This window comes from Escherichia sp. E4736, assembly GCF_005781225.1.
Lineage (GTDB): Bacteria > Pseudomonadota > Gammaproteobacteria > Enterobacterales > Enterobacteriaceae > Escherichia.
Map to the genome: position 1 here is coordinate 63529 of NZ_VATT01000014.1, position 22771 is coordinate 86299.

Annotated in this window: 25 protein-coding genes and 1 other annotated feature; of the genes, 9 read left to right on the forward strand and 16 right to left on the reverse strand. The window is 47.9% G+C overall.

What is annotated here, in order from left to right; translation table 11 throughout:
* Window positions 1-47 precede the first annotated feature (47 nt).
* From plaP to yefM, 6 genes are all read right to left on the reverse strand, one after another.
* Entirely contained in the window at window positions 48-1406 is a 1359-nt protein-coding gene (plaP, locus tag FEK46_RS09610; RefSeq protein WP_000019197.1) for a putrescine/proton symporter PlaP, read from the reverse strand.
* Entirely contained in the window at window positions 1396-1458 is a 63-nt protein-coding gene (gene yoeI, locus FEK46_RS09615; protein ID WP_010723108.1) for a membrane protein YoeI, read from the reverse strand. Before yoeI ends, plaP begins: the two co-directional genes overlap by 11 nt.
* A 214-nt stretch (window positions 1459-1672) precedes the next feature.
* The gene (locus FEK46_RS09620) at window positions 1673-2602 is read right to left on the reverse strand and encodes a LysR substrate-binding domain-containing protein (RefSeq protein ID WP_131161060.1); all 930 of its coding nucleotides are present in this window, start codon (window positions 2600-2602) and stop codon (window positions 1673-1675) included.
* A gap of 45 nt (window positions 2603-2647) precedes the next feature.
* Window positions 2648-3472, reverse strand: a complete 825-nt coding sequence (locus tag FEK46_RS09625) for an SDR family oxidoreductase (protein WP_130208695.1) — start codon at window positions 3470-3472, stop codon at window positions 2648-2650.
* An 82-nt stretch (window positions 3473-3554) separates the two neighbouring features.
* Window positions 3555-3809: a type II toxin-antitoxin system mRNA interferase toxin YoeB gene (gene yoeB / locus FEK46_RS09630; protein ID WP_135559436.1), complete on the reverse strand. Its 255-nt coding sequence runs from the start codon at window positions 3807-3809 to the stop codon at window positions 3555-3557.
* Window positions 3806-4057, reverse strand: coding sequence for a YoeB-YefM toxin-antitoxin system antitoxin YefM (yefM, locus tag FEK46_RS09635; protein ID WP_087906931.1), 252 nt, complete (start codon window positions 4055-4057; stop codon window positions 3806-3808). Before yefM ends, yoeB begins: the two co-directional genes overlap by 4 nt.
* A gap of 283 nt (window positions 4058-4340) precedes the next feature.
* Here yefM and hisL point away from each other — a divergent pair, with 283 nt between their 5' ends.
* From hisL to hisIE, 9 genes are all read left to right on the forward strand, one after another.
* Entirely contained in the window at window positions 4341-4391 is a 51-nt protein-coding gene (gene hisL, locus FEK46_RS09640; RefSeq protein WP_001364200.1) for a his operon leader peptide, read from the forward strand.
* Window positions 4367-4490, forward strand: a sequence feature (His leader region). (Overlaps the previous gene by 25 nt.)
* A 46-nt stretch (window positions 4491-4536) precedes the next feature.
* Entirely contained in the window at window positions 4537-5436 is a 900-nt protein-coding gene (gene hisG, locus FEK46_RS09645; protein WP_130208697.1) for an ATP phosphoribosyltransferase, read from the forward strand.
* A 5-nt stretch (window positions 5437-5441) separates the two neighbouring features.
* Entirely contained in the window at window positions 5442-6746 is a 1305-nt protein-coding gene (gene hisD / locus FEK46_RS09650) for a histidinol dehydrogenase (protein WP_135559435.1), read from the forward strand.
* Entirely contained in the window at window positions 6743-7813 is a 1071-nt protein-coding gene (gene hisC, locus FEK46_RS09655; protein ID WP_131161058.1) for a histidinol-phosphate transaminase, read from the forward strand. The genes hisD and hisC overlap by 4 nt, the downstream gene beginning before the upstream one ends.
* Entirely contained in the window at window positions 7813-8880 is a 1068-nt protein-coding gene (gene hisB, locus FEK46_RS09660; RefSeq protein ID WP_130208703.1) for a bifunctional histidinol-phosphatase/imidazoleglycerol-phosphate dehydratase HisB, read from the forward strand. Before hisC ends, hisB begins: the two co-directional genes overlap by 1 nt.
* Entirely contained in the window at window positions 8880-9470 is a 591-nt protein-coding gene (gene hisH, locus FEK46_RS09665; protein ID WP_130208705.1) for an imidazole glycerol phosphate synthase subunit HisH, read from the forward strand. The genes hisB and hisH overlap by 1 nt, the downstream gene beginning before the upstream one ends.
* Window positions 9470-10207 (forward strand): 1-(5-phosphoribosyl)-5-[(5-phosphoribosylamino)methylideneamino]imidazole-4-carboxamide isomerase, encoded by a 738-nt coding sequence (hisA, locus tag FEK46_RS09670; protein ID WP_135559434.1) that lies wholly within the window; start codon window positions 9470-9472, stop codon window positions 10205-10207. The genes hisH and hisA overlap by 1 nt, the downstream gene beginning before the upstream one ends.
* Complete coding sequence (gene hisF, locus FEK46_RS09675) at window positions 10189-10965, forward strand: imidazole glycerol phosphate synthase subunit HisF (RefSeq protein WP_000880155.1); 777 nt, start codon at window positions 10189-10191, stop codon at window positions 10963-10965. The genes hisA and hisF overlap by 19 nt, the downstream gene beginning before the upstream one ends.
* Window positions 10959-11570, forward strand: a complete 612-nt coding sequence (gene hisIE, locus FEK46_RS09680; protein WP_000954922.1) for a bifunctional phosphoribosyl-AMP cyclohydrolase/phosphoribosyl-ATP diphosphatase HisIE — start codon at window positions 10959-10961, stop codon at window positions 11568-11570. The genes hisF and hisIE overlap by 7 nt, the downstream gene beginning before the upstream one ends.
* A gap of 200 nt (window positions 11571-11770) precedes the next feature.
* Here the strand turns inward: hisIE and FEK46_RS09685 are convergent, their stop codons facing one another.
* From FEK46_RS09685 to FEK46_RS09735, 10 genes are all read right to left on the reverse strand, one after another.
* Window positions 11771-12751: an IS110-like element IS621 family transposase gene (locus FEK46_RS09685; RefSeq protein WP_135559433.1), complete on the reverse strand. Its 981-nt coding sequence runs from the start codon at window positions 12749-12751 to the stop codon at window positions 11771-11773.
* A 277-nt stretch (window positions 12752-13028) separates the two neighbouring features.
* Window positions 13029-14009 (reverse strand): LPS O-antigen chain length determinant protein WzzB, encoded by a 981-nt coding sequence (wzzB, locus tag FEK46_RS09695; RefSeq protein WP_135559454.1) that lies wholly within the window; start codon window positions 14007-14009, stop codon window positions 13029-13031.
* A gap of 144 nt (window positions 14010-14153) precedes the next feature.
* Window positions 14154-15320, reverse strand: coding sequence for a UDP-glucose 6-dehydrogenase (gene ugd / locus FEK46_RS09700; RefSeq protein ID WP_138194674.1), 1167 nt, complete (start codon window positions 15318-15320; stop codon window positions 14154-14156).
* A 244-nt stretch (window positions 15321-15564) separates the two neighbouring features.
* Window positions 15565-16971 carry an NADP-dependent phosphogluconate dehydrogenase gene (gndA, locus tag FEK46_RS09705; RefSeq protein ID WP_135559432.1) on the reverse strand — a complete coding sequence of 469 codons (1407 nt, stop codon included), beginning with the start codon at window positions 16969-16971 and terminating at the stop codon, window positions 15565-15567.
* Window positions 16972-17081: 110 nt separating this feature from the next.
* Entirely contained in the window at window positions 17082-17489 is a 408-nt protein-coding gene (locus FEK46_RS09710; protein ID WP_135491590.1) for a WbuC family cupin fold metalloprotein, read from the reverse strand.
* A complete protein-coding gene (locus FEK46_RS09715) occupies window positions 17480-18691 on the reverse strand; it encodes a glycosyltransferase family 4 protein (protein ID WP_135559431.1) in 1212 nt (403 codons plus the stop codon). The genes FEK46_RS09710 and FEK46_RS09715 overlap by 10 nt, the downstream gene beginning before the upstream one ends.
* Window positions 18691-19821, reverse strand: a complete 1131-nt coding sequence (gene wecB / locus FEK46_RS09720; protein WP_135491591.1) for a UDP-N-acetylglucosamine 2-epimerase (non-hydrolyzing) — start codon at window positions 19819-19821, stop codon at window positions 18691-18693. The genes FEK46_RS09715 and wecB overlap by 1 nt, the downstream gene beginning before the upstream one ends.
* Window positions 19818-20924 carry a capsular polysaccharide biosynthesis protein CapF gene (locus FEK46_RS09725; RefSeq protein ID WP_135559453.1) on the reverse strand — a complete coding sequence of 369 codons (1107 nt, stop codon included), beginning with the start codon at window positions 20922-20924 and terminating at the stop codon, window positions 19818-19820. Before FEK46_RS09725 ends, wecB begins: the two co-directional genes overlap by 4 nt.
* 1 nt (window position 20925) lies before the next feature.
* Entirely contained in the window at window positions 20926-21960 is a 1035-nt protein-coding gene (fnlA, locus tag FEK46_RS09730; RefSeq protein WP_135491592.1) for a UDP-N-acetylglucosamine 4,6-dehydratase/5-epimerase, read from the reverse strand.
* Between the two features lie 11 nt (window positions 21961-21971).
* Window positions 21972-22766 carry a glycosyltransferase gene (locus tag FEK46_RS09735; protein ID WP_135491593.1) on the reverse strand — a complete coding sequence of 265 codons (795 nt, stop codon included), beginning with the start codon at window positions 22764-22766 and terminating at the stop codon, window positions 21972-21974.
* Between the last annotated feature and the right edge of the window lie 5 nt (window positions 22767-22771).

The following is a 22771-nucleotide window of genomic DNA, read 5'->3' on the forward strand; positions in this document are numbered from 1 at the left end:
CGGCTTTTTTAGATTTACCGGATGATTATGTCATCCGGCTTTAAAGATTATGCTACGTCTTCGTACTGCGGAACCGGGTTGCGGAAGCTCTTAGTCACGCAAGCCAGGTAAATCAGACCGATAGCCGCCCAGATCAGCCCCAGAACCATTGAGCTTTCTTCCAGGTTAACCCACAGCGCACCTACAGTCAGCGCACCACACATCGGCAGGAACAGATACTGGAAGTGATCTTTCAGCGTCTTGTTACGTTTCTCACGGATCCAGAACTGCGAGATAACCGACAGGTTAACGAAGGTGAACGCCACCAGCGCACCAAAGTTAATCAGCGCCGTTGCCATTACCAGGTCAAAGTTGATTGCCAGCAGAGCAATCGCACCAACCAGGATAATGTTCATGGCCGGAGTACGCCATTTCGGGTGTACATAACCGAAGAAGCTTTTCGGGAACACGCCGTCACGACCCATTACGTACATCAGACGCGCTACGCCTGCGTGCGCCGCCATACCGGACGCCAGTACGGTAATGGTGGAGAAGATCAGCGCGCCAACCTGGAACGCTTTGCCCGCAACGTACAGCATGATTTCAGGCTGTGACGCATCCGGATCTTTAAAGCGAGAGATATCCGGGAAGTACAGTTGCAGGAAGTAAGTTGCAAAGATGAAGATCATGCCGCCAATCAGCGCGGTCAGGAAAATCGCACGCGGGATCACGCGCTCTGCATCTTTGGTTTCTTCCGACAAGTTGCTGATGCCGTCAAAGCCGGTAAAGGAGAAACACAGAATCGTCGCACCGGTAATCATCGGGATGACATGTGCATCACCGGACCAGAACGGACGCGTGCTCGCCAGCGTACCAGCGCCTTCACCTTCAAATACGCCATACACAACCATGCCCAGAATCACCGCGATCAGCACTACCTGCAACACCACGATTACAGTGTTGAAGTTCGCTACGGATTTCAGACTACGCAGGTTAAAGGCGGTCATAAAGGCCACCAGCGCCACCACAAACATCCACGATGGGATGGAAGGCACCAGAGCTTCAAAATAGATTTTCGCCAGCAGAATGTTGATCATCGGCGCGAACAGGTAGTCGAGCAGAGAAGACCAACCCACCATAAAGCCGACAGTCGGGCTAATGGATTTCTGGGCGTAAGTGTATGCAGAGCCAGCAGAAGGATAGCGGCGAACCAGCTTCCCGTAGCTCAGAGCCGTAAACAGGATCGCAATCAATGCGAACGCATAGGCTGTCGGCACATGACCATCCGTGAGGCCTGAAACGATACCAAAAGTATCAAACAGCGTCATCGGCTGCATATAGGCAAGACCCATCATTACAACCGGAACTAACGTAAGCGTTTTACGCAATTCCACGCGAGAGGTGTTTGGAGTAACGTTATGCGACATGGTCATTCTCCTTTACGGTGATAACCGTCGCGTAAGCAAAAAATTGCCCCATTTTTTTGGATTCCTCAGCGACAACAACTGTCGATTTTTAGTAAATATCTATCCGGTACGAAGCCCGGCCTCTTGGTATGAATGATTGGTTTGAAGCAAAAAATAACCGACGCGGATGAAACGTCGGTTTTTAGTCATTTTTTGACAGCGGCGCATTGTGCCTAAATGGGGGGTAAATGACAAGAGAATGAGAGGCTTGTCATATAATTTTTTATTTAAATGGCTGATTTTCCGTCATCATATTTTGCATAAACACCAGCAATAGCACTATTTGCTAAAATCTCATCACGCCACCACGCACTGGCAAGCCCTGCGGTTTGTTCATTCCAGCCAATCCATACGGGTTCAAAGAGGGATTGCGCAACCACTTTCTTCTCAATTAACGCGCCACTATCAAGAAAGCGTTGCGCCAGATAGCGCGGTAAATAACCACAACCAAGACCGCTGATTTGTAATTCCAGTTTGGTTTTAAAATCAAATACGGTAATGGCCTCTTGTTCGTCGAGAAGTTGTGATGCCGTAGATGCGCCAGCCTGCGCGGTATCACCTACGATAATCGCCCGATAGCGTTTAATGATACGGCGATTTAACGGTTCCTCTTCCAGAGCTAACGGATGATGAGGTGCAATCGCGAAAACTTGTTCCAGACAGCCCAACCGAGAGAAACCATATTCGCTGGAAGATGGCGGTTCATGCATCGCGCCAACAATAATATCCGCTCGCCCCTGAGTCAGGGCATCCCAGGAACCGCCCAGAACGCCATTGATAAACTTCAGACGCGTGACGCTGTGATGTTGATAAAAGGCTTCAATGAGTGGCGCAAGCAGTGAAAAGGGAAAGGTATCATCAACCCCGATTACCAGATCGTTTTCCCAACCTTCATGGAGTTTGATCGCCTGCTTTTCCAGTTCATGCACAGCATGGAGAATTTCCCGCCCCTTCTCCAGCAACATTTTTCCGGTGCGGGTAAACTTAGCGCGGTGACCACTACGATCAAGCAATTGAATATTAAGGTCGCTTTCCAGCTTGTGAACAGTGTAACTGAGGGCAGATGGCGTCTTATACAGTTTGGCTGACGCCGCCGCAAAACTGCCCTCTTTTTCTAAGGCATCAAGGATCATCAACACGTCCAGCAGTGGTTTCATACACGCCCCCTTGCGGTGTATGCGGCATTCTGCTGGCGTGATGCTTTACTCCAGCGGCATTACCAGTGGATCGGGATACTGGTATTCAAATCCCAATTCATTACAGATCCGGCTGCCATCAATAATTTTACCTTTGCCGCTGTCCAGGCTATTCCTGAACTGCGGAGGTTCCAGTCCCAGTAAGCGGGCCATCTGTGGATAGAAAACATTACGCGCAGGGTGAGCTGGCGCACATATATTATAGATGTGCCCGCCTTTAGGTGCCTGTAACAACAGAGTGATAGCGCCAATAACATCTTCCAGGTGGACTAAATTCACACCATGTTCTCCATCCGGCGCAGTTTTTCCGGCAAAGAAACGGCCGGGATGACGCCCAGGCCCGACCAGACCAGCAAGACGCAAAATATCAACCGAAGTACCGGGTAAATTGTGCAGCCAGTCTTCCAGCTCTTTTAACACTCGTCCACTATGGGTCAGCGGATTACGCGGAGTGTTTTCTTTCACTGTGCCTTGCGCATCACCGTAAACAGATGTTGAGCTGGTAAAAATAATGCGGGGAATGTGATAAGCCAGCGCGCTATCCACCAGCTCCTGTACCGCTTGTAAATAGAACTCATCTCCGGGGCCGCTACGACGTGCCGGAAGCGTAATGACCAGCGCGTCAGCATCCATCAGGGCATCCAGATCGTCAGAGTCGCAAACTAAATCGGGCTCCATGCGAAGCAGATAGCTATCAATGCCACTCATTTGGGCCGCTTCTACGCCATCTTGTGTAGTTTTACTCCCAGTGACTTGCCAGCCTCGTGCTGAAAGTGACATCGCCAGCGGCATGCCTAACCACCCTAACCCGACAATTGCGACCTTTTTCATCCGTTTTCTCCTGATACACCTTAGATCTATAAGGCTACGCCAGCGTATCAAAACTGACAATTCATTCTATGAATGAATCTCTTCAATAATGATAACGAGATGCTGCAATAAGCAGTGAGTCGTCAGTAACCGCGTATACCAGGCGATGCTCCTCAGTAATGCGTCGGGACCAGAAGCCTGACAAATTATGTTTCAGGGGTTCTGGCTTCCCCTTACCTTCAAAGGGTGCTCTGCGGGTTTCTTTGATAAGTTCATTGGTCTTTTTAACAATTCGCTTATCTGTTTCCTGCCAGTACAGATAATCATCCCATGATTCCTCAGACCAGATTAGTTTCACTCAATAATGTCCTTTTCCGTTCCTTTGCCTGATTTCAGGCTATCGATTGAGTCCATCAATCTCCGGGCATTAGTGGGGGAGCGCAGTAGATAAGCCGTCTCTTCCAGCGAGTTGTATTCTTCGAGTGACATCAGAACACAAGCCTCTCCATTCTGACGAGTAATAAGGATCGGGGCATGATCTTCAACGGCTTTCATCATTGTTGCCGACAAATTCTGACGCGCTTCGCTGTAGCTAATTGTACGCATGTCAATCTCCTCTTTTGTACAGTTCATTGTGCAATGATGAGTGGCAATAAACTATTTATTAATTAGCCAGTAGCTCAAAGCATTGTCAGCGAGACGAAAAATCCAGGCTTCGCTATTTTTGGTGCCGTCAGGTTAGAGGACAGTCCTCTTAGCCCCCTCCTTTCCCCGCTCATTCATTAAACAAATCCATCGCCATAAAATATATAAAAAAGCCCTTGCTTTCTAACGTGAAAGTGGTTTAGGTTAAAAGACATCAGTTGAATAAACATTCACAGAGACTTTTATGACACGCGTTCAATTTAAACACCACCATCATCACCATCATCCTGACTAGTCTTTCAGGCGATGTGTGCTGGAAGACATTCAGATCTTCCAGTGGTGCATGAACGCATGAGAAAGCCCCCGGAAGATCACCTTCCGGGGGCTTTTTTATTGCGCGGTTGATAACGGTTCAGACAGGTATAAAGAGGAAAAAGAAAATGACAGACAACACTCGTTTACGCATAGCTATGCAGAAATCAGGACGTTTAAGTGATGACTCACGCGAATTGCTGGCGCGCTGTGGCATAAAAATTAATCTTCACACTCAGCGCCTGATCGCAATGGCTGAAAACATGCCGATTGATATTCTGCGCGTGCGTGACGACGACATTCCCGGTCTGGTAATGGACGGCGTGGTAGACCTTGGGATTATCGGCGAAAACGTGCTGGAAGAAGAGTTGCTTAACCGCCGCGCCCAGGGTGAAGATCCGCGTTATTTTACCCTGCGTCGTCTGGATTTCGGCGGCTGCCGCCTTTCACTGGCAACGCCAGTTGATGAAGCCTGGGACGGCCCGCTCTCCTTAAACGGTAAACGTATCGCCACCTCTTATCCTCACCTGCTCAAGCGTTATCTCGACCAGAAAGGTATCTCTTTTAAATCCTGCTTACTGAACGGTTCTGTCGAAGTTGCGCCGCGTGCCGGACTGGCGGATGCGATTTGCGATCTGGTTTCCACCGGTGCCACGCTGGAAGCCAACGGCCTGCGCGAAGTCGAAGTTATCTACCGCTCGAAAGCCTGCCTGATCCAGCGCGATGGCGAAATGGAACAATCCAAACAGCAACTGATCGACAAACTGCTGACCCGTATTCAGGGTGTGATCCAGGCGCGCGAATCGAAATACATCATGATGCACGCACCGACCGAGCGTCTGGATGACGTCATCGCCCTGCTGCCAGGTGCCGAACGCCCAACTATTCTGCCGCTGGCGGGTGATCAACAGCGCGTAGCGATGCACATGGTCAGCAGCGAAACCCTGTTCTGGGAAACCATGGAAAAACTGAAAGCGCTGGGTGCCAGTTCGATTCTGGTCCTGCCCATTGAGAAGATGATGGAGTGATCGCCATGAGCTTTAACACAATCATTGACTGGAATAGCTGTACTGCGGAACAACAACGCCAGTTGTTAATGCGTCCGGCGATCTCCGCTTCTGAAAGCATTACCCGCACTGTTAACGATATTCTCGATAACGTGAAAGCACGCGGCGATGACGCCCTGCGTGAATACAGCGCGAAGTTTGATAAAACCACGGTTACCGCGCTGAAGGTGTCTGCTGAGGAGATCACCGCCGCCAGCGAACGCCTGAGCGACGAGCTAAAACAGGCGATGGCGGTGGCAGTAAAGAATATTGAAACCTTCCACACTGCGCAAAAACTGCCGCCGGTAGATGTAGAAACTCAGCCAGGCGTACGTTGCCAGCAAGTCACGCGCCCGGTAGCTTCAGTTGGTTTGTATATTCCTGGCGGCTCCGCCCCGCTCTTCTCAACGGTATTAATGCTGGCGACTCCGGCGCGTATTGCAGGCTGTAAAAAAGTGGTGCTGTGCTCACCGCCGCCGATTGCCGATGAGATCCTTTACGCGGCGCAGCTGTGCGGCGTGCAGGATGTGTTTAACGTCGGTGGCGCACAGGCCATTGCCGCACTGGCGTTTGGCACAGAATCCGTGCCCAAAGTAGACAAAATCTTCGGGCCAGGTAACGCCTTTGTCACCGAGGCAAAACGCCAGGTAAGCCAGCGTCTTGACGGTGCGGCAATCGATATGCCCGCAGGCCCGTCGGAAGTACTGGTGATTGCTGACAGCGGCGCTACGCCGGATTTCGTGGCTTCTGATTTGCTCTCCCAGGCAGAACACGGCCCGGACTCACAGGTGATTTTACTGACGCCCGACGCCGATATGGCGCGTCGCGTTGCCGAGGCCGTCGAACGCCAGCTGGCGGAACTGCCGAGAGCTGAAACCGCCCGTCAGGCACTGAGCGCCAGCCGCCTGATCGTAACCAACGATTTAGCGCAGTGCGTAGAGATTTCCAACCAGTACGGCCCGGAGCACCTGATCATTCAGACCCGCAACGCCCGCGAACTGGTCGATGGCATCACCAGCGCCGGTTCGGTATTTCTTGGTGACTGGTCACCGGAATCGGCAGGTGATTACGCCTCCGGCACCAACCATGTACTGCCGACTTACGGTTACACCGCCACCTGTTCCAGTCTCGGACTGGCAGATTTCCAGAAGCGCATGACCGTGCAGGAACTGTCGAAAGAAGGTTTCTCCGCGCTGGCTTCGACCATAGAAACACTGGCCGCCGCCGAGCGCCTGACCGCCCACAAAAATGCCGTTACTTTGCGTGTTAACGCCCTTAAGGAGCAAGCATGAGCACCGTGACTATTACCGATTTAGCGCGTGAAAACGTCCGCAACCTGACGCCGTATCAGTCGGCGCGTCGTCTGGGCGGTAACGGCGATGTCTGGCTGAACGCCAACGAATACCCCACAGCCGTGGAGTTTCAGCTCACTCAGCAAACGCTCAACCGCTACCCGGAATGCCAACCGAAAGCGGTGATTGAAAATTACGCACAGTATGCAGGCGTGAAGCCGGAGCAGGTACTGGTCAGCCGTGGCGCGGACGAAGGTATTGAACTGCTGATTCGCGCTTTTTGCGAACCGGGCAAAGACGCCATCCTCTACTGCCCACCAACGTACGGCATGTACAGCGTCAGCGCCGAAACCATTGGCGTTGAGTGCCGCACAGTGCCAACGCTGGACAACTGGCAACTGGACTTACAGGGCATTTCCGACAAGCTGGACGGCGTAAAAGTGGTTTATGTTTGCAGCCCCAACAACCCGACCGGGCAACTGATCAATCCGCAGGATTTTCGCACCCTGCTGGAGCTAACGCGCGGTAAAGCCATTGTGGTTGCCGATGAGGCCTATATCGAGTTTTGCCCGAAGGCATCGCTGGCTAGCTGGCTGGCGGAATATCCGCACCTGGCTATTTTGCGCACACTGTCGAAAGCTTTTGCTCTGGCGGGCCTTCGTTGCGGATTTACGCTGGCAAACGAAGAAGTCATCAACCTGCTGATGAAAGTGATCGCCCCCTACCCGCTCTCGACGCCAGTTGCCGACATTGCGGCCCAGGCGTTAAGCCCGCAGGGAATCGTCGCCATGCGCGAACGAGTGGCGCAAATTATTGCTGAACGTGAATACTTGATTGCCGCACTGAAAGAGATCCCCTGCGTGGAGCAGGTTTTCGACTCTGAAACCAACTACATTCTGGCGCGCTTTAAAGCCTCCAGCGCAGTGTTTAAATCTTTGTGGGATCAGGGCATTATCTTACGTGATCAGAATAAACAACCCTCTTTAAGCGGCTGCCTGCGAATTACCGTCGGAACCCGTGAAGAAAGCCAGCGCGTCATTGACGCCTTACGTGCGGAGCAAGTTTGATGAGTCAGAAGTATCTTTTTATCGATCGCGATGGAACCCTGATTAGCGAACCGCCGAGTGATTTTCAGGTGGACCGTTTTGACAAACTCGCCTTTGAACCGGGCGTGATCCCGGAGCTGCTGAAGCTGCAAAAAGCGGACTACAAGCTGGTGATGATCACCAATCAGGATGGTCTTGGAACACAAAGTTTCCCGCAGGCAGATTTCGATGGCCCGCACAACCTGATGATGCAGATCTTCACCTCGCAAGGCGTGCAGTTTGATGAAGTGCTGATTTGTCCGCACCTGCCCGCCGATGAATGCGACTGCCGTAAACCGAAAGTAAAACTGGTGGAGCGTTATCTCGCTGAGCAAGCGATGGATCGTGCCAACAGTTATGTGATTGGCGATCGCGCGACCGATATTCAACTCGCGGAAAACATGGGAATTAATGGTTTACGCTACGACCGCGAAACCCTGAACTGGCCGATGATTGGCGAGCAACTCACTAAACGAGACCGTTACGCCCATGTAGTGCGCAACACCAAAGAGACGCAGATTGACGTTCAGGTATGGCTGGATCGCGAAGGCGGCAGCAAGATCAACACCGGCGTTGGCTTCTTTGATCATATGCTGGATCAAATCGCCACCCACGGCGGTTTCCGCATGGAAATCAACGTTAAAGGCGATCTCTATATCGACGATCACCACACCGTCGAAGATACCGGCCTGGCGCTGGGCGAAGCGTTAAAAATTGCCCTCGGCGACAAACGCGGTATTTGCCGCTTTGGTTTTGTGCTGCCGATGGACGAATGCCTTGCCCGCTGCGCGCTGGATATCTCTGGTCGCCCGCACCTGGAATATAAAGCTGAATTTACCTACCAGCGCGTGGGCGATCTCAGCACTGAAATGATCGAGCACTTTTTCCGTTCGCTCTCTTACACCATGGGCGTGACCCTGCACCTGAAAACCAAAGGTAAAAACGATCACCACCGTGTAGAGAGCCTGTTCAAAGCCTTTGGTCGCACCCTGCGCCAGGCCATCCGCGTGGAAGGCGACACCCTGCCCTCGTCGAAAGGAGTGCTGTAATGAACGTGGTGATCCTTGATACCGGCTGCGCCAACCTGAACTCGGTGAAATCAGCCATTGCGCGCCACGGTTATGAACCAAAAGTCAGCCGTGACCCGGACGTCGTGTTGCTGGCCGATAAACTGTTTTTACCCGGCGTTGGCACTGCGCAAGCGGCGATGGATCAGGTACGTGAGCGCGAGCTGTTTGATCTCATCAAAGCCTGTACCCAACCGGTGCTGGGCATCTGCTTAGGGATGCAACTGCTGGGGCGGCGCAGCGAAGAGAGCAACGGCGTCGATTTGCTGGGCATCATCGACGAAGACGTGCCGAAAATGACCGACTTTGGTCTGCCGCTGCCGCATATGGGCTGGAACCGCGTTTACCCGCGGGCAGGCAACCGCCTGTTTCAGGGGATTGAAGACGGTGCGTACTTTTACTTTGTTCACAGCTACGCAATGCCGGTCAATCCGTGGACCATCGCGCAGTGTAATTACGGCGAACCGTTCACCGCGGCGGTACAAAAAGATAACTTCTACGGCGTGCAGTTCCACCCGGAGCGTTCTGGTACCGCTGGCGCTAAGTTGCTGAAAAACTTTCTGGAGATGTGATGATTATTCCGGCATTAGATTTAATCGACGGCACCGTGGTGCGTCTCCATCAGGGCGATTACGGCAAACAGCGCGATTACGGTAACGACCCGCTGCCGCGCTTACAGGATTACGCCGCGCAGGGTGCCGAAGTGCTGCATCTGGTGGATCTGACCGGGGCAAAAGATCCGGCAAAACGTCAAATCCCGCTGATTAAAACCCTGGTGGCGGGCGTTAACGTTCCGGTGCAGGTTGGCGGCGGCGTGCGTAGCGAAGAAGACGTAGCGGCGTTACTGGAAGCAGGCGTTACGCGCGTGGTGGTCGGCTCCACCGCGGTGAAATCACCAGAAAGGGTGAAAGGTTGGTTTGAACGTTTCGGTGCCGATGCCTTAGTGCTGGCGCTGGATGTCCGTATTGACGAGCAAGGCAACAAGCAGGTGGCGGTTAGCGGCTGGCAAGAGAACTCGGGCGTTTCGCTGGAACAACTGGTGGAAACCTATCTGCCCGTCGGCCTGAAACATGTGCTGTGTACCGATATCTCGCGCGACGGCACGCTGGCAGGTTCTAACGTCTCTTTATATGAGGAAGTCTGCGCCAGATATCCGCAGGTGGCATTTCAATCCTCCGGCGGCATTGGCGACATTGATGATGTCGCTGCCCTGCGTGGTACTGGCGTACGCGGCGTAATAGTTGGTCGGGCATTACTGGAAGGTAAATTCACCGTGAAGGAGGCCATCGCATGCTGGCAAAACGCATAATCCCATGTCTCGACGTTCGTGATGGTCAGGTGGTGAAAGGCGTACAGTTTCGTAACCATGAAATCATTGGCGATATCGTGCCGCTGGCAAAACGCTACGCCGAAGAAGGTGCGGACGAGCTAGTGTTCTACGATATCACCGCTTCCAGCGATGGACGTGTGGTAGATAAAAGCTGGGTATCACGCGTGGCGGAAGTGATCGACATTCCGTTTTGTGTGGCGGGCGGGATAAAGTCGCTGGATGACGCCGCGAAAATTCTTTCTTTTGGCGCGGATAAAATTTCCATCAACTCTCCTGCGCTGGCGGACCCGACGTTAATTACTCGCCTGGCCGATCGCTTTGGCGTGCAGTGTATTGTGGTCGGTATTGACACCTGGTACGACGCCGAAACCGGTAAATATCATGTGAATCAATATACCGGCGATGAAAGCCGCACCCGCGTCACTCAGTGGGAAACGCTCGACTGGGTACAGGAAGTGCAAAAACGCGGTGCCGGAGAAATCGTCCTCAACATGATGAATCAGGACGGCGTGCGTAACGGTTACGACCTCGAGCAGCTGAAAAAAGTGCGTGAAGTTTGCCACATCCCGCTGATTGCCTCCGGTGGCGCAGGCACCATGGAACACTTCCTCGAAGCCTTCCGCGATGCTGACGTTGACGGCGCGCTGGCGGCTTCCGTATTCCACAAACAAATAATCAATATTGGTGAATTAAAAGCGTACCTGGCAACACAGGGCGTGGAGATCAGGATATGTTAACAGAACAACAACGTCGCGAACTGGACTGGGAAAAAACCGACGGGCTGATGCCGGTGATTGTGCAACACGCGGTATCCGGCGAAGTGTTAATGCTGGGCTACATGAATCCGCAAGCGCTGGACAAAACCATCGAAAGCGGCAAAGTCACCTTCTTCTCGCGCACTAAACAGCGACTGTGGACCAAAGGTGAAACGTCCGGCAATTTCCTCAACGTAGTGAGTATTGCGCCGGACTGCGACAACGACACATTGCTGGTGCTGGCAAATCCCATCGGCCCGACCTGCCATAAAGGCACCAGCAGCTGCTTCGGAGATACCGCTCACCAGTGGCTGTTCCTTTATCAGCTGGAACAACTGCTCGCCGAACGCAAATCTGCCGACCCGGAAACCTCTTACACTGCCAAACTATATGCCAGCGGCACCAAGCGCATTGCGCAGAAAGTGGGCGAAGAAGGCGTGGAAACCGCACTGGCAGCGACGGTACATGACCGCTTTGAACTGACCAACGAGGCATCGGACTTGATGTATCACCTGCTGGTGCTGCTGCAGGATCAGGATCTGGACTTAACGACGGTAATTGAGAACCTGCGTAAACGGCATCAGTGAGTTGCAGGCTGACCGGATGTGATGTAACTGTCGCATCCTGAGCCATTGCCCGATGCGCAAGCTTATCAGGCCTACTATTCGCTCTGCACACGTAGATACTTGTTACGGCCTGCAAGTTTTTTCCTGGTCCAGTCCCCCGGATTGCAGGCATGCCAGACACAGCGCCGTCAGGCGCTGTTGTTTCATCCCTTCCGCGATTTTTACGCCGCTACCGGATTATGCCGTGACGCATCGAACGGCACCCCTGACCTCAGCACTCCATACGCCACCTGTGCCAGCTTGCGCATCATCGCGCCGAGAATCACCTTTCCTTTCTTGCCATTAGCCGCCAGACGGTCGCGGAACGCCCGTCCCCACTCAGTCTTACTGGTGGCTACCATTGCGGGCATATACAACGCCCTGCGAAGCGACACATGTCCGGCTTTACTCAACCGGCTTGCCCCTCTCACACTACTGCCTGATTCATAACGCCGTGGTGTCAGACCCGCAAAAGCGGCGAACTGTCTGGCATGGGCGAAGCGGTCCTTCAGACCGATATAAGCCAGCAATACCGCAGATGTTTTCTCTCCGATACCCGGGATGCTTTCCAGCAGTTTCCTGCGGTGTTTCATATCCGGATCATCGTCTGTCAGGTCTTTTATCTGCTTCTCAAGACGCTTCAGCTCTGCTTCAAGCCACAGAAGGTGAGCATCAATGCTTGGCCTCTGGACTTCCCGCGCCGTTTCAGTGCGATTCAGTTCCTGCGTGTGCATATCTGTCAGCGCCTGGTGGCGTACTACCAGGGCACGCAACGCGCGTTCAAGCGGGTGGGGCGCTTCCCAGGCTGCAGGACGCTTCTGACGACAGAACTCTGCCAGCATGCGCGCATCCACGGTATCAGTCTTGTTACGCAGTCCTTCACTCTGAGCGAAAGCTTTACCCAGTGCGGGATTAATGACTGACACTATGTAGCCAGTATCGTAAAGGCACTCTGCGACAGGTTCCATATAGGTGCCGGTCGCTTCGATGCAGATATGCGCATGGTCAATCTTGTGACCTTTCAGCCAGCTCACCAGCTCATCGTGCCCTTTAGTGGTGTTAGCGAATTTTTTGGTGCGATGACGACCATCAGGACGCAACACATCGACATCCAGTTTCTCTTTAGCGGTGTCGATACCGATATAATGAAGTTCATGTTCCATAGTGAAACCAACCTTGCAAATACGGATTACCGGGAAAACCGGTCCATGATACTGTCCGGTTTATCACTTTGGGAGAAAGGCAGTCCGCTGCATAAATCTACAACACAGGTTAGAACCCAAGGCTGGATACGGCATGCGGACTGCAGGCAGAGAAAACTGGCCGATTTTCTCTGCACTGGAGGGATAATACAAGGCTGGATAAGATGCGCCAGCATCGCATCCGGCAAAAAAAGGGCAAGGTGTCACCACGCTGCCCTTTTCTTTAAAACTCAAAAGATTACTTCGCGTTGTAATTACGCAGCGCATTACGCCCCAGCACAATTCCCGCGCCAACCATGCCGCCCAGCAGCACCGCCAGAATCAAGGTAATTGCTTTCTTCGGGCTATCGCGACGAATTGGCAGCGTGGGTTTCATAACGTAACGGTAGGCATGAATATCAAGATCGTCAACCTTCAGACTTTCGATATCCAGCAGGTTTTGACGAGTCTGATAATAGTTTGGCGAGAACACAAGCGGACGAGTCGCTTCGTGCTTAATCATCGACTCCAGTGCTTCGCTACCTAACAAAAGCAACGTGTCCTGAGTAATATTTTCACCAGTCTGCTGAATCTGCGGCTTTATTACCTGCGCCTGATTCGCATACTGCAACGCTTCCTGAATCTGGCGGATACGCAGCGTTTTTTGCTCCTGAGCCACCACTTCCTGAGTTTTCAGGGAGTCCTGCAAGGTTTTCATACCCAAAGCGATATTATCCTTCAGGTCCTTTTCCAGCTCTTCATTCACTCGGTCATCAACCTGTTGAATGTATTCAGCCAGCTTTTTCTGTGCATCCGCTGCAGTGTGCCCGACATAAGAAACAGCTAACGGTAACGGCTGGTTTTTAACAGCAGGTTCGATAGTCAGTTTTTCGCGTTCTTCCTGATTATCCAGCGTTTCCGCTAATGCAGAGAAAGCAGAACTGAAGCGACCAATTAACGCCTCCTGTAAATCAGCTACTTTTGGCGCAGCCTGGCCATAAATTACATTCATGGCGTTGTTATAGCCGGCAATTTGCCCCACATCAGGTTGAGTGACAATGGCTGTTGATGTCCATTGCTCTTTCGCTACTGCCAGGTATCCAATAGCCAACACGATAGCCACAATGACTGTGGCGATAATGGTTATCTTCCCGCGCCACAGTTGTACCAGTAAATCAATTAAATCAATCTGTTCCGGGTCATTGTTGTGCCCAGAAATATTATTATTTTCAACTTTCATCATTACCCTAACAGACGGAAAATTTCAGGTCGCCATAGTTTAGCGATAATCCGTATGAATGCCATAGGATAAACAATAAATATAATGAATTATTACATGAACATCGATACCAACTACCGCCAAAAATCATCTGATTACAGATAGTTAGTCGCTACCGAAAAGATCGCGGGTGTAGACCTTGTCTGCTGCATCTTTAAGCTCTTCTGACATTCGATTAGAGATGATGACATCAGCCTGTTGCTTAAACGTCGCGAGATCACGTTCCAGTCGTGAATTGAAAAACATTTCTTCCTTCATAACCGGTTCATAGATAATCACTTCTACCCCCTTAGCTTTGATACGCTTCATGATCCCCTGAATGGAAGACGCACGGAAGTTATCTGAACCGCTCTTCATAATTAGGCGATATATCCCTACGACTTTGGGCTTACGCGACAAGATAGCATCGGCAATAAAGTCTTTGCGGGTGCGATTAGCTTCAACGATGGCAGAAATGATGTTGTTTGGCACAGACTGGTAATTTGCCAGAAGCTGCTTTGTATCTTTCGGCAAACAGTAACCACCGTAACCAAATGATGGATTGTTGTAATGATTGCCGATACGCGGATCAAGACAAACACCTTCAATGATTTGACGGGTGTTCAATCCCAGGCTTTCTGCATAACTGTCCAACTCGTTAAAGTACGCCACGCGCATGGCGAGGTAAGTATTGGCAAAAAGTTTAATGGCCTCTGCTTCTGTTGAATCAGTAAACAGAGTCGGGATATTTTGCTTAACTGCCCCTTCCTGTAATAACGCGGCAAACCGCTGTGCACGTTCAGAACGTTCGCCTATCACAATACGGGAAGGATGAAGGTTATCGTAAAGGGCTTTGCCTTCCCGGAGGAATTCAGGGGAGAAGATAATGTTCTCAGTCTTGAATTTTTTTTGCATCGCGGCCGTAAAACCTACAGGAACCGTAGACTTAATAATCATTACTGCATGAGAGTTTATTTCCGTAACATCTTTAATTACTGATTCTACGCTAGATGTATTGAAATAATTGGTTTTAGGATCATAGTCGGTCGGGGTTGCGATGATTACATAATCAGCATTCCGGTAGGCTTCTTTTTTATCTAACGTGGCATTAAAAAGTATTTTGTCTGATTGCAAAAATTGCTGAATTTCTTTATCAACAATAGGAGATATCCGATCATTTAGCATTGCAACGCGAGATGGTAAAATATCTAATGCTACAACGTTATGATTTTGTGCGATTAATAGCCCATTAGACAGGCCAACATAACCGGTTCCGGAAATGGTGATTTTCATTTCATGCTCTCAGAATTAACTTAACTATGAATCATGATGTTTTAGCACCCTGATAAGAGTTAAAAGTTTTAACGCCACGATGAAGCTTGGTCAACGAAACGAAAAACATTTCAGATTTTCTTTATAAGAATAGCTGCTATTTATTAAGTTAGTATTAAGCAATGAAATTAAATCAATAAGATTGATAGTAAAAAAAAGCCCGGCGATAAATGCCGGGCCTTAGTTCAATACTGATTAAATCAGATTAATCCAGCCATTCGGTGTGGAATACACCTTCTTTATCAATGCGCTTATAGGTATGCGCACCGAAATAGTCACGCTGTGCCTGGATTAAGTTTGCAGGCAGTACTGCGGCACGATAGCTGTCATAATAAGCAACCGCTGCAGAGAAGGTAGGTACTGGAATGCCGTTCTGCACCGCATAAGCAACAACATCACGCAGAGCTTGCTGGTAATCGTCGGCAATTTTCTTAAAGTACGGGGCTAACAGCAGGTTAGCAATCTTCGGATTTTCGGCGTAAGCATCCGTGATTTTCTGCAGGAACTGAGCACGAATGATACAACCGGCACGGAAGATCTTCGCGATTTCACCATAATTCAGATCCCAGCTGTACTCTTCAGACGCCGCACGTAGCTGCGAGAAGCCCTGCGCGTAAGAAACAATCTTACCCAGATAAAGCGCACGGCGAACTTTTTCGATGAATTCAGCTTTATCACCTGCTGGCTGCGCTTGCGGACCCGACAGTACTTTAGACGCGGCTACGCGCTGATCTTTCAGGGAAGAGATATAACGAGCAAACACAGACTCAGTAATCAGCGACAGCGGTTCGCCGAGATCCAGCGCGCTCTGACTGGTCCATTTACCCGTACCTTTGTTCGCTGCTTCATCCAGGATCACATCAACCAGGTAATTACCGTCTTCATCTTTCTTGGTGAAAATGTCTTTAGTGATGTCGATCAGGTAGCTGCTCAGTTCACCGTTATTCCACTCGGTAAAGGTTTGTGCCAGTTCTTCGTTAGATAGATTCAGACCACCTTTCAGCAGAGAATAGGCTTCAGCAATCAGTTGCATATCACCGTATTCAATACCGTTGTGAACCATCTTCACATAGTGACCTGCGCCATCGGCACCAATATAGGTAACGCACGGTTCTCCATCTTCAGCCACGGCGGCGATTTTGGTCAGGATAGGTGCAACCAGTTCATAGGCTTCTTTCTGCCCACCAGGCATGATAGAAGGTCCTTTCAGCGCGCCCTCTTCACCACCGGAAACACCCGTACCGATGAAGTTAAAGCCTTCTGCAGAAAGCTCGCGGTTACGACGAATGGTATCCTGGAAGAAGGTATTACCACCATCAATGATGATATCGCCTTTATCAAGATATGGTTTCAGGGAATCAATGGCAGCATCCGTGCCTGCACCTGCCTTCACCATTAACAGGATGCGACGAGGCGTTTCAAGAGATTCAACGAACTCTTTCACCGTATAGTAAGGAACCAGTTTCTTGCCTGGATTTTCGGCAATCACTTCTTCCGTCTTTTCACGAGAACGGTTGAAAATAGAGACGGTATAACCACGGCTTTCGATGTTGAGCGCAAGGTTGCGTCCCATCACTGCCATACCGACGACGCCGATCTGTTGCTTTGACATTGTTTACTCCTGTCAGGGGTGGTCACCGCGGGTTGCGCGGCTTAAAGAAGCTAAGATGGTAACCCAGCATGTATAGAATAAGATAGAAGAATAAACGGTGGTGTATCGCCCTATAACCACTTAGAAAAAGCCTTAGCTTTCAGTGGGTCAAATGGTCCCTCCTTTATCTCCAACATAAGGGCTTTCGGTGACAGGCATTTGACACTATGTATATCACCTGGGGAAAATTCCACGACGCTTATTCCCGTACCGTCTCCAACAACAAACTGTTTTTGGATCTCACCATTTTTTTCATACAAACACACTTCTAATTGCCCTTGCATGACGACAAACATTTCCCACTGATGCGGTAACTCATGCCAATGGGGTTCAACATAACTGTCGCGTACAAATGCAATAAGTAAACGTTGAACCTTCTCTTGATGAGATGCGTGCAATAAATAATGAGCGCGCAAACGTTCAGAATTTGCTGCAGTGTGAAAAAGTTCATCCAAAATATTGCCATCAACTAAACGCATTCTCCTGCCTCCAGTCGGACTTCGATAGTATGTGCCGCCGATTCAACTGAAAATTGAGATTTTAACAACACATTAGCGTTCTGACCTAACTGCTTTCTTAAAGCCGAATCCGTAAGAAGCAATTGTGCAGATTCAAACAGTTTATCATCTTCACCATTAACATGAATGAACCCAGCCCTGTGCTTATTAATTACATCCATTAGATCATTACCGCCATTCACACTCCCAAGGATCGGGATTGATTGAACCATATACCCTAGTAATTTCCCGGGAAAATTATGTGAAGAATGGCGAGACGAAAGAGAGAACAGGCCAACATCAACTTCAGATAAAATTAATTTAAACTCTTCCTGGTTCACTGAAGGTAGATGAGTGAAATTAGTTAAATTCCATTCTGCAGCAAGAGAATTAATCAGGTCAACTTCATCACCCTGCCCTATAAACAGGAAATGAGCATCATGATAACGCATCATATTACGCGCAAGGCGCATTAAGTTTGCCATATCCTGAGCATGCCCAATATTCCCGCCATAGAAAAAAATGACTTTATCTTTTAGAGCGTATTTTTGACGAAGTGAATGATAATCATCGCCGGCAGACACAGGAGTCATTGAGGCCCAATTACGTAAAACTTCACACGGATAACCTTTATTGGCCTGACGAAATATCTCAAGGTTCTTATCAGACATTAACCCAATCCGGTCAGCCTGTTGATATGATTTTTTTTCAAAATACCTGAAATATTTTTCAATCGGCGAACCGGCTTTCAACATACCTGCATCAATGACCCACTGTGGAAACATATCCCTTAGGACCAGATAGCTTGGGCACCGGCATCGCTCTTTAATTTTTTTAACCAAGCCTCCCCAAAAAATAGATGGAGAATAATAAACGATACCATCAAATGTATCATGTTGGATGAGGTGCTTTAATGCGTGCCATGCACGAAAAGATAAAAGAGTTTCATTTATGGCACGTTTAGCCTTACCTATATCCTTTAAAGGTCCACTTTTGAAACGCCAAACCTTTATACCATCAGTCGTCATGCTAACAGAATAGATTGCCTGTAATGTGTTGTCAGGCGTAATTACAGTTACATCATGGCCTCTGCTCAGCAATTCCAGGCCTAACTCATGAAACATTTTAGCCCCAACACGTGTGCTATGGGGCAAATAATCATCAATGATTAATGCAAGTTTCATTAGTATTGCTTCCAGACAACCCGTTTAACGTAGTCAGTATATGAATGGATAATACGCACAACTTTATCTGAAACATTTGGCATACTATAGTCACTGACCTGACGAAGTAAGCGTACTTCTCCACGAGGCTGTGTTGCAATAATTTCTAATGCCTGTAACACACGATCAGACTCAAGACCAACCATCATTACAGCCCCTTCTTCGAAGCCTTCAGGGCGTTCGTGCGCTTCTCGTATATTGAGCGCAGGGAAGTTCATAATGGAGGACTCTTCTGTAATAGTCCCGCTATCCGATAAAACAGCACGTGCATTTTTTTGCAGATGGTTGTAATCGTGAAATCCTAATGGCTTAAGTAGCAAGATATTTTTATGGAATTGAATACCGTTTTCGTTGATGCGGTTACGAGTGCGCGGATGAGTAGAAACAACTACCGGGATATCATATTTTTCAGCCACGGTATTAAGTATATTTGCCAGTTTCGCAAGCTGTTTAGGTGTATCAACATTTTCTTCTCTGTGGGCACTTACCACAAAGAAATTCCCAGGTGTTAAATTCAGGCGAGAAAGTACATCGGAACCATCAATCTGCGGCATATAATGAGTGAGTACTTCAAACATTGGGCTACCGGTTTTAATAATCCTATCGGCTGGTACACCTTCAGCCAAAAGATATTCACGCGCGATATCACTATATGTCATATTGATATCAGCGGTGTGGTCAACTATTTTTCTGTTAGTTTCTTCCGGTACGCGTTGATCAAAACAACGATTCCCAGCCTCCATATGGAAGATCGGAATTCTTCGACGCTTTGCTGGTATTGCTGAAATACAGGAGTTAGTATCGCCAAGAACTAACATGGCTTCTGGTTTTTCCTGTTCAAGGACCTCATCAACTTTAATGATAACTTGTCCAATAGTCTCTGCTGCATTTTTACCTGCGGCATTAAGAAAATAGTCAGGTTTGCGAACACCCAAATCCTTGAAAAAAACCTCATTCAATTCATAATCGTAGTTTTGCCCAGTATGAACAATAAGGTGATCACAATATTCATCTAATTTTGCAAGAACACGCGAGAGTCGAATAATTTCTGGACGAGTCCCAACAACCGACATGACTTTCAATTTTTTCACGATAAAACTCTCGCTATAGTATCTGGTTCAGAACGATTAAATATTTCATTTGCCCAAAGCATAACAACTAACTCATCCGAGCCATTATTAGTAATATCATGAGTCCATCCTGGAACTGTTTCAACAATTTTAAAATCATCGGATGAAACATTAAGTTCATATCGTTCACCCGAGACAATATTTTCAAATTTGAAACAAGCGCTTCCTCGGATGACAATAAATTTCTCATTTTTGGAATGATGATAATGACCACCCCGAGTAATTCCTGGATGTGCAGTAAAGAACGAAAACTGGCCCGCATTTTTCGTTTTCAATACTTCACAGAACACCCCTCTGTCATCACTATAAGAAGGAACCGTATACGCAAACTGTTCAGGGGATAGGTAACTCAGCCATGTTGAGTACAATGCACGTGTAAATCCATTACCTACATCTTCGGTGATTAATGTTTGGCGACTTTCTTTAAATCGGTAAATTAATTGTGCCACCTCACCAACAGTGACAGAATAAATTGGACCAAATGTTCTGTAACCAGTTTCGTTCGCTCCCTCTAATAGCTTTAATATGTCAGAACAAAAGTCATCTATATACACCAGATTTACAACTGCTGAAGGATCATTAATTGTAATAGCTTCATCATTTGCAATACGATGGCAGAAAGTAGCTATGAAAGAGTTATAATTTGGCCGACACCACTTACCGAATACATTTGGCAAGCGATAAATATAGTATTTCGCATTTGTCGTTTCCCCATACTGCTGAATGATTTTTTCCGCAGTTGCTTTACTCTTTCCATAGGCGTTATCACATTCAGCCTGGATGGAAGAACTCAGCATGATAGGAGTATCTTTATTATTTTTTTTCAGAATATCAACAATCTGTTGAGTTAAATTGCTATTTCCCTCTTCAAATTCACTCTCCTTCTCTGGACGATTTACTCCAGCAAGATGAAAAATGAAATCTGCCTGCTTGAGTCCCTGCTCTAAATCCGCCATAGAAGAGTTACGATCTATCGTAATAAGTTCGTTATATCCAGCTTCCTTAAGGCGGAAAACCAAATTGCGACCGATAAACCCTTCAGCGCCAGTAACTAAAATTTTCATATTATGAATCCAACTCATAATCTTCACCAGAACGAAGTGCCCGGATAAAAGGAAGTTTTAGCAGTAATTTTTTCATTCCCTCAACATCTAATCTCTCAGTATTATGAGAGTTATAATCTTCCACTTCCGAGATACGACGGTCACCATGTTCCACATATTTTCCATAGTTCAAATCGCGGAGATCTGGTGGAACACGATAATAATCACCCATATCTTCCGCTGCAATCATTTCCTCTCGGCTCAATAATGCTTCGTAAAGTTTTTCCCCGTGTCGAGTTCCAATAATATTGATTGGATGCTCATGGGCATTTAGCAATTCCTTAAGTGCAATGGCTAATGTTTGAATTGTTGCCGCAGGTGCTTTCTGAACGAAAATGTCACCATTATTTCCATGCTCGAAAGCATAAAGGACCAGATCGACAGCATCCTCAAGCGTCATCATGAAACGAGTCATATTGGGATCGGTAATGGTCAATGGTTTACCAGCTTTGATTAGATCAACAAATAATGGGATGACCGATCCACGTGAAGCCATTACATTTCCATAACGAGTTCCACAGATAACTGTTTTTGAACTGTCAAGATTACGTGATTTTGCAACAATGACTTTTTCCATCATTGCTTTAGATATGCCCATTGCATTGATAGGATAAACGGCTTTATCGGTACTCAAGCACACTACGCGTTTAATCCCATTTGCTATAGCAGCCTCCAGAACATTTTCTGTACCCAGAACATTTGTCTTAACCGCCTCCATAGGGTGAAATTCACATGAAGGAACTTGTTTAAGGGCTGCTGCATGATACAGAAAATCGGCACCACGCGTTGCATTTAGAACGGAATTATAGTCTCGCACATCACCTATATAAAATTTTAATTTTGAGTTATTATATTTTTTCCGCATATCATCTTGTTTTTTTTCATCCCTGCTAAATATTCGTATTTCAGCAATATCTGTATCTAGAAAACGCTTAAGTACGGCATTACCAAAAGAACCAGTGCCACCAGTGATAACGAGTGTTTTATTCTTAAACATATTTTCACCTTTTACAGATATTTTTTATAGTCGTAATATGAACTTTTCATATAGCCATATTTTGTTTTAGAAGCGACTTTCGCCAAAGTTGCACTTTCTTCATGATGGACAATAGCATCAGGCTCATAGAAAATCTTCCCATTTACTTCCATTAATTGGCCAGCCAAATATGCTTCCTCACCATATAAAAAAACTTTATTATCTAATTCATCAAAATATTTGAAGAAGGAAGGCATGAGGACATAACAGGCTCCAATACCCATATGTATATAACCTCTACCCTGATCAAAGGAATTATTTCTCCCACCTTTCAGATAATTTAAAAACCTGCTTCCCCACGTTAAAACTAAAGCAGCGATATAATTTGAAAAATATATATCATACAAAAACTTCCTAAACTTACTTACTCGCTTACGGCAGTGTGGGTTCTGGTGATAGCCATCCTTTGTAATCACATTCGGAGCAATAACTAAAGCATCGTCAGGATATGTAGTCTGTGATATTATTTGCGTAAAATTACTCTCATAAACCAAATCATTATTCCCAACAACTATCGGGTAATTTCTTGGTAATCCTTTAAGGCCAAGATTCAATCCACCAAAATATCCCAAATTGACATCACTTTTAATTAATCTGACCTTCTCTTTATATTTACTCTCAATGCCATCCAACTTTTTTAGTTCTCGCTCATTAGAACAGTTATCTACAACGATTACAAAGCTATCTTTTTCTTGATTAATAACGCTCTTAATTAATGCTTCTGTATAATCAGAGTTATTATAATTTACACAGATAAAATAAAACATATATC